Raw genomic sequence first — 6,152 nt, forward strand, 5'->3', positions numbered from 1 at the left:
CTATATACCTTGCATATGCGCAGTGTACTTAGCCCACGCGGGCAAACCAACGCCCGGCTTCACTGCTGACCCGGCCTTCCAGCTCAAGCTCGGTAAGTTGTGCCAGCACTACGGCCAGCGGCTGCTCGCTGCAGTGGGCCAGGCTTTCGCTGGTTTGTGGTGCGGCATGCAGCAAGGCAAGCAAGGGATGATCGAATTTGTCGGCAACCGCAGGTGGCAGGTTCTGCCAGCCCTGCAGGGTTTCCATGATCTGCTCCACGGTTTCCACCAGTAGCGCGCCGTCACGAATCAGCTGGTGGCAGCCCTTGGACCCAGGGTGGTGGATAGAGCCCGGTATGGCATACACCTCACGGCCTTGCTCGGCCGCCAAACGCGCCGTGATCAGCGAACCACTGGCCAGGCTGGCTTCAACCACCAGCACGCCCAACGACAAGCCACTGATGATCCGATTGCGCCGCGGGAAGTTACCCGGCAGCGGCCCGGCATTCAGCGGGTACTCCGAAACCAGTGCGCTGCCACTGTCGACCATCGCCTGGGCCAGCTCTCGGTGGCGCTGTGGATAAAGTTTTTGCAACCCTGTGCCCAAGACGCCAATCGTGCCCCCTCCCGCCTGCAACGCGGCCCGATGAGCGGCACCGTCGATGCCTACGGCCAGCCCGCTGGTGATGACGAAACCCGCCTGCGCAAGGTAGCGGGAAAACGCCCCGGCAGTATCCAGGGCCGGGGGTGTGGCACGTCTGCTGCCCACAATTGCCAGCTGCGGACGGGCAAGCAGTGCCGGGTCGCCAGCCACGAAAAGCAGCGGTGGGGCATCGTCGATTTCTGCTAGCAGCGCGGGGTAGTCCGGGTCGTCCCACATCAGTAAATGCTGGCCGGGGCGCTCTAGCCAGGCCATCGCGGCCAAGGCTCCATCGCGTACCTCAGCGCTGCGCCGGGCATCGATGGTGGCCTGGGGGATGCCAAGCGCACGCCAGGCAGAACCCGGCGCGCCAAGTGCTGAAGAGGCGCTGCCGAAGGCATCGAGCAAGTTATGAAAGCGTCGCAATCCAGTCTCGGGAAGGCGGTGCAGTCGCAGCCGCGCCTCCAGTTCGGCAGGCGAGCAAGGCGACGAATGGTACATGGACATAGCGATCATCCTTGATCAAAACGGGGCCATAAACGTGGCACAAGCTGTGGATAACTTTGTGGGTAACACTTTGAAAAGCTGTCAATTGATTGGGGGCTATCAAGCCCATAGACACCCTAGACGAGCTTGCCAGGTGCCGAAATCCCCGTTTCCCTTTATTATGTGTGCTCAGTTTTCAACCGAACGCACAGTGACTGCCTGACTTATGGCCATCTTGAACATTCTCGAATTCCCGGACCCGCGCCTGCGCACCATCGCCAAGCCGGTGACGGTGTTCGACGACGCCCTGCGTCAGCTGATCGACGACATGTTTGAAACCATGTACGAAGCCCCTGGCATCGGCCTGGCTGCCACCCAGGTCAACGTGCACCTGCAAGTCGTGGTCATGGACCTCAGCGAAGACCGCAGCGAGCCGCGGGTCTTCATCAACCCCACGGTCGAAGAGCTGACCCACGACATGGGCCAATACCAGGAAGGCTGCCTGTCGGTACCGGGCTTCTACGAGAACGTCGACCGCCCGCTGCGTGTCCGCGTCAAGGCCCAGGACCGCGACGGCAAGCCCTACGAGCTGGAATGCGAGGGCCTGCTGGCCGTGTGCGTACAGCACGAATTCGATCACCTCAACGGCAAGCTGTTCGTCGACTACCTGTCGCAGCTCAAGCGCGACCGGATCAAGAAGAAGCTGGAAAAGCAGCACCGCCAGCAAGCCTGATCCCCACCTTCCAGAAGGCTTGCTCCGGCAAGCCTTTTTCTTTTTTGAAGCGAGAACTCCATGCGCATCGTCTTTGCAGGCACTCCAGAGTTTGCCGCCGAACACCTCAAGGCCCTGCTCGACAGCCCGTACGAGATCGTGGCCGTTTACACCCAGCCCGATCGCCCTGCCGGCCGTGGCCAGAAGCTGATGCCGAGCGCGGTCAAGGCGCTGGCCGTGGCCCATGACATCCCGGTGTTCCAGCCGCATACCCTGCGCAATGCCGATGCGCAAGCCGAACTCGCTGCGCTGAAACCCGACTTGATGGTGGTGGTCGCCTATGGCCTGATCCTGCCGCAAGCCGTGCTGGATATTCCGCGCCTGGGTTGCATCAACAGCCACGCATCCTTGCTGCCGCGCTGGCGCGGTGCGGCGCCGATCCAGCGCGCCGTGGAAGCCGGTGACGCCGAAAGCGGCGTGACCGTGATGCGCATGGAAGCGGGCCTGGACACCGGCCCGATGCTGCTGAAGGTGGTCACCCCGATCAGCGCCGACGATACCGGCGGCAGCCTGCACGACCGCTTGGCCGAGATGGGGCCGCCGGCAGTGGTACAGGCCATCGCCGGCCTGGCCGACGGGTCGCTGCAAGGCGAGGTACAGGACGATGCCCTGGCCACTTATGCACACAAGCTGAACAAGGACGAAGCGCGCATCGACTGGAGCCGCCCGGCCGTCGAACTGGAGCGCCTGATCCGTGCCTTCAACCCTTGGCCGGTGTGCCACAGCACCCTGGATGGCGAAAGCGTGAAGGTGCTGGCCGCCAATTTGTCCACAGGCAAGGGCGCCCCCGGTGAGATCCTCTCCGCCAGCAAGGACGGCCTGGTAGTCGCCTGCGGTGACCAGGCGCTGAGCCTGACCCGCCTGCAACTGCCCGGTGGCAAGGCGCTGAACTTCAGCGACCTGTTCAACAGCCGCCGCGAGAAGTTCGCCGCCGGCAAGGTGCTGGGCCAATGAACCCACGCCTCGCCGCCGCCCGTGCCCTTGCCGCTGTACTCAGTGGCAAGGCCTCGCTGAACAGCTCGCTGCCAGCCCAGCTGGACAAGGTCGAGGAGCGCGACCGTGGCCTGACCCAGGACCTGGCGTTCGGCACCGCCCGCTGGCAACCACGCCTCGACCTGCTGGCCGCGCAATTGCTGCAGAAGCCGTTCAAGGCTGCCGATGCCGATGTGCAGGCGCTGCTGCTGGTCGGCTTGTACCAGTTGTTCTACACCCGTATTCCGGCCCACGCCGCCATCGGCGAAACCGTGGGCTGCGCCGACAAACTGAAGAAGCCGTGGGCCAAGGGCCTGCTCAACGCCGTGCTGCGCCGCGCCCAGCGCGAAGGCGAAGAGCTGCTGGCAGGCATGGAGCGCGACCCGGTGGTGCGCACCGCCCACCCGCGCTGGTTGCAGAAGTCTTTGAAGGCCTTCTGGCCGGAGCAGTGGGAAGCCATCTGCGCCGCCAACAATGCCCACCCGCCGATGATTCTGCGGGTCAACCGCCGTCACCACAGCCGCGATGCCTACCTGGCGCTGCTGGCCGATGCAGGCGTTGGCGCCAGCGCCTGCCAGTTCAGCCGTGACGGCATCGTGCTGGCCGAAGCCTGCGACGTGCGCGGCTTGCCGGGCTTTGCCGAGGGCTGGGTGAGCGTGCAGGACGAAGCCGCGCAACTGTCCGCCGACCTGCTGGAGCTGGCCCCCGGCCAGCGCGTGCTCGATGCCTGCTGTGCCCCGGGCGGCAAAACCTGCCACCTGCTGGAAGCCGAACCGGGCTTGGCCCACATGACAGCCATCGACCTCGAAGCCAAGCGCCTGACCCGCGTGCGCGAGAACCTCGACCGCCTGCAGCTGGACGCCGAGCTGATCGCCTGCGACGCCCGCGATACCGCCAGTTGGTGGGACGGCAAGCCGTTCCAGCGCATTCTGCTCGATGCGCCGTGCTCGGCCACCGGCGTGATCCGCCGCCACCCGGACATCAAGCTGACCCGCCAGGCCGATGACATCCCGGCGTTGGCCGCGCTGCAAGGCGAGCTGCTCGATGCCCTGTGGCCGACCCTGGAAGTGGGCGGCATGCTGCTGTACGCCACCTGCTCCAGCCTGCCGACCGAGAACACCGAAGTGATCGACGCCTTCCTCGCCCGCACCCCGGGCGCGCGGGAGCTGGACTTGGCCACCGAAGCCGGCCTGCGCCAGCCCCACGGTCGCCAGTTGCTGGCCCAGGAAGGCGGCCACGACGGTTTCTACTATGCCAAGCTGATCAAGATCGCCGCCACGCGCGGGTAAGCACAAACGGGTAGGGAGTAGCGGATGAAGATCATCATCCTCGGCGCAGGGCAGGTAGGGGGTACGCTGGCGGAACACCTGGCCAGCGAAGCCAACGACATTACCGTGGTCGACACCGACGGCGACCGCCTGCGCGACCTTGGCGACCGTCTGGATATCCGCACGGTGCAAGGCCGCGGCTCGCTGCCGACGGTGCTGCGCCAGGCCGGTGCCGACGACGCCGACATGCTGGTGGCGGTGACCAACAGCGATGAGACCAACATGGTCGCCTGCCAGGTGGCCTATTCCTTGTTCCACACCCCGACCAAAATCGCCCGGGTGCGCGAGTCTTCGTACCTGACCCGTGAAGAGCTGTTCGACAACGACCACATCCCGGTCGACGTGCTGATCAGCCCCGAGCAGGTGGTGACCAATTACATCAAGCGCCTGATCGAGCACCCAGGCTCGCTGCAGGTGATCGACTTCGCCGAGGGCAAGGCCCAGCTGGTGGCGGTGAAGGCCTACTACGGCGGCCCGTTGGTCGGCCAGCAGTTGCGCCAGATCCGCGCGCACATGCCCAACGTCGACACCCGCGTGGCAGCCATCTTCCGCCGCGACCGGCCAATCACCCCACGTGGTGACACGGTGATCGAAGCGGATGACGAGGTGTTCTTCATTGCCGCAAAGAAGGACATCCGTGCGGTGATGGGCGAATTGCGCCGCATCGATGAGACCAATAAACGCATTGTCATCGCTGGCGGCGGGCAGATCGGCGAGCGCCTGGCCGAAGCCATCGAAAGCCGCTACCAGGTGAAGATCATCGAGATGAGCCCGGCCCGTTGCCGGCACCTCTCCGATACCCTGGAAAGCACCGTGGTGCTGCAGGGCAGCGCCTCGGACAAGGACCTGATGCTCGAAGAGAACATCGCCGATGCCGATATTTTCCTGGCCCTGACCAACGACGACGAAGCCAACATCATGTCGTCGCTGCTGGCCAAGCGCCTGGGCGCGGGCAAGGTGATGACCATCATCAACAACCCGGCCTACGTCGACCTGGTGCAGGGCGGCGATATCGACATCGCCATCAGCCCCCAGCTGGCCACCATCGGCACCCTGCTGGCGCACGTGCGCCGCGGCGACATTGTCAGCGTGCACTCGCTGCGCCGTGGTGCAGCTGAAGCGATCGAGGCGGTGGCGCATGGCGATTCGAAGTCGAGCAAGGTGGTCGGCAAGGCCATCGAGGACATTGCTTTGCCACCGGGCACCACCATCGGCGCGATCATCCGTGACGAAGAGGTGATGATTGCCCACGACGACACCCTGATCGAATCGGGTGACCATGTGATCCTGTTCGTTGTGGATAAAAAGCATATTCGCGATGTGGAGAAGCTGTTCCACGTCGGCTTGAGTTTCTTCTAGGAGAAGAGGGCATGCGCGAGTCACTGGAGAAGATGCTGGCCAAGGGTGTGGATAACCCGTTGCTGAGGTTCGGCCTGGGTAAAGCCTGGCTGGATGAGGGCAATGGTGCTGAGGCGGCGGTGCACCTGGCACGCTGTGTGGAGCAAGACCCGAAGTATTCGGCGGCTTGGAAGCTGCTGGGGAAGGCGTATCAGCTGGTCGGGGACTTGCCGGGGGCGCGCAGGGCCTGGGAGGACGGGATTGTTGCGGCGCAAGCTCACGGTGACAAGCAGGCCGAGAAAGAGATGACCGTTTTTCTCAAGAAGCTGAACAAGGCTTGAGATTGCCGGGGCTGCTTTGCAGCCCATCGCAGGCAAGCCAGCTCCCACAAGGACCGAGCAGGCCCTTGGCCTCTGTGCATAACCCCTGGTTCCCTCAGGTTGAAAGATAAGCTCAGGCCAGCGCGGTCAACGTGGGAGATTTTTGGGGCTGCTTTGCAGCCCATCGCAGGCAAGCCAGCTCCCACAAAGACCGAGCAGGCCCTTAGGCTCTGTGCATAACCCCTGGTTTCTTGAGGTTGAAGGATAACCTCAGGCCAGCGCGGTCAGGGTGGGAGATTGTTGGGGCTGCTTTGCAG

At 64.2% G+C, this 6,152-nt stretch carries 6 protein-coding genes; 5 read left to right on the forward strand and 1 reads right to left on the reverse strand.

All coding sequences use genetic code 11. From position 1 onward, the window contains the following. Window positions 1–28: 28 nt before the first annotated feature. Window positions 29–1,126: a DNA-processing protein DprA gene (gene dprA, locus ACI2KG_RS12535; protein ID WP_404662129.1), complete on the reverse strand. Its 1,098-nt coding sequence runs from the start codon at window positions 1,124–1,126 to the stop codon at window positions 29–31. Between the two features lie 205 nt (window positions 1,127–1,331). Here dprA and def point away from each other — a divergent pair, with 205 nt between their 5' ends. Genes def through ACI2KG_RS12560 form a run of 5 tightly spaced genes read left to right on the forward strand, consistent with a single transcriptional unit; the run spans window position 1,332 to window position 5,856 of the window. Beyond that, complete coding sequence (gene def / locus ACI2KG_RS12540) at window positions 1,332–1,838, forward strand: peptide deformylase (protein WP_016712797.1); 507 nt, start codon at window positions 1,332–1,334, stop codon at window positions 1,836–1,838. A gap of 60 nt (window positions 1,839–1,898) precedes the next feature. Beyond that, a complete protein-coding gene (gene fmt / locus ACI2KG_RS12545; RefSeq protein ID WP_404662130.1) occupies window positions 1,899–2,831 on the forward strand; it encodes a methionyl-tRNA formyltransferase in 933 nt (310 codons plus the stop codon). After that, complete coding sequence (rsmB, locus tag ACI2KG_RS12550) at window positions 2,828–4,138, forward strand: 16S rRNA (cytosine(967)-C(5))-methyltransferase RsmB (RefSeq protein WP_404662131.1); 1,311 nt, start codon at window positions 2,828–2,830, stop codon at window positions 4,136–4,138. The genes fmt and rsmB overlap by 4 nt, the downstream gene beginning before the upstream one ends. A gap of 24 nt (window positions 4,139–4,162) precedes the next feature. Next, complete coding sequence (gene trkA / locus ACI2KG_RS12555; RefSeq protein ID WP_201200348.1) at window positions 4,163–5,536, forward strand: Trk system potassium transporter TrkA; 1,374 nt, start codon at window positions 4,163–4,165, stop codon at window positions 5,534–5,536. An 11-nt stretch (window positions 5,537–5,547) separates the two neighbouring features. Then, window positions 5,548–5,856: a tetratricopeptide repeat protein gene (locus ACI2KG_RS12560; protein WP_404662132.1), complete on the forward strand. Its 309-nt coding sequence runs from the start codon at window positions 5,548–5,550 to the stop codon at window positions 5,854–5,856. Window positions 5,857–6,152: the final 296 nt, after the last annotated feature.

Source organism: Pseudomonas sp. NPDC089407, assembly GCF_044900445.1.
GTDB lineage: Bacteria > Pseudomonadota > Gammaproteobacteria > Pseudomonadales > Pseudomonadaceae > Aquipseudomonas.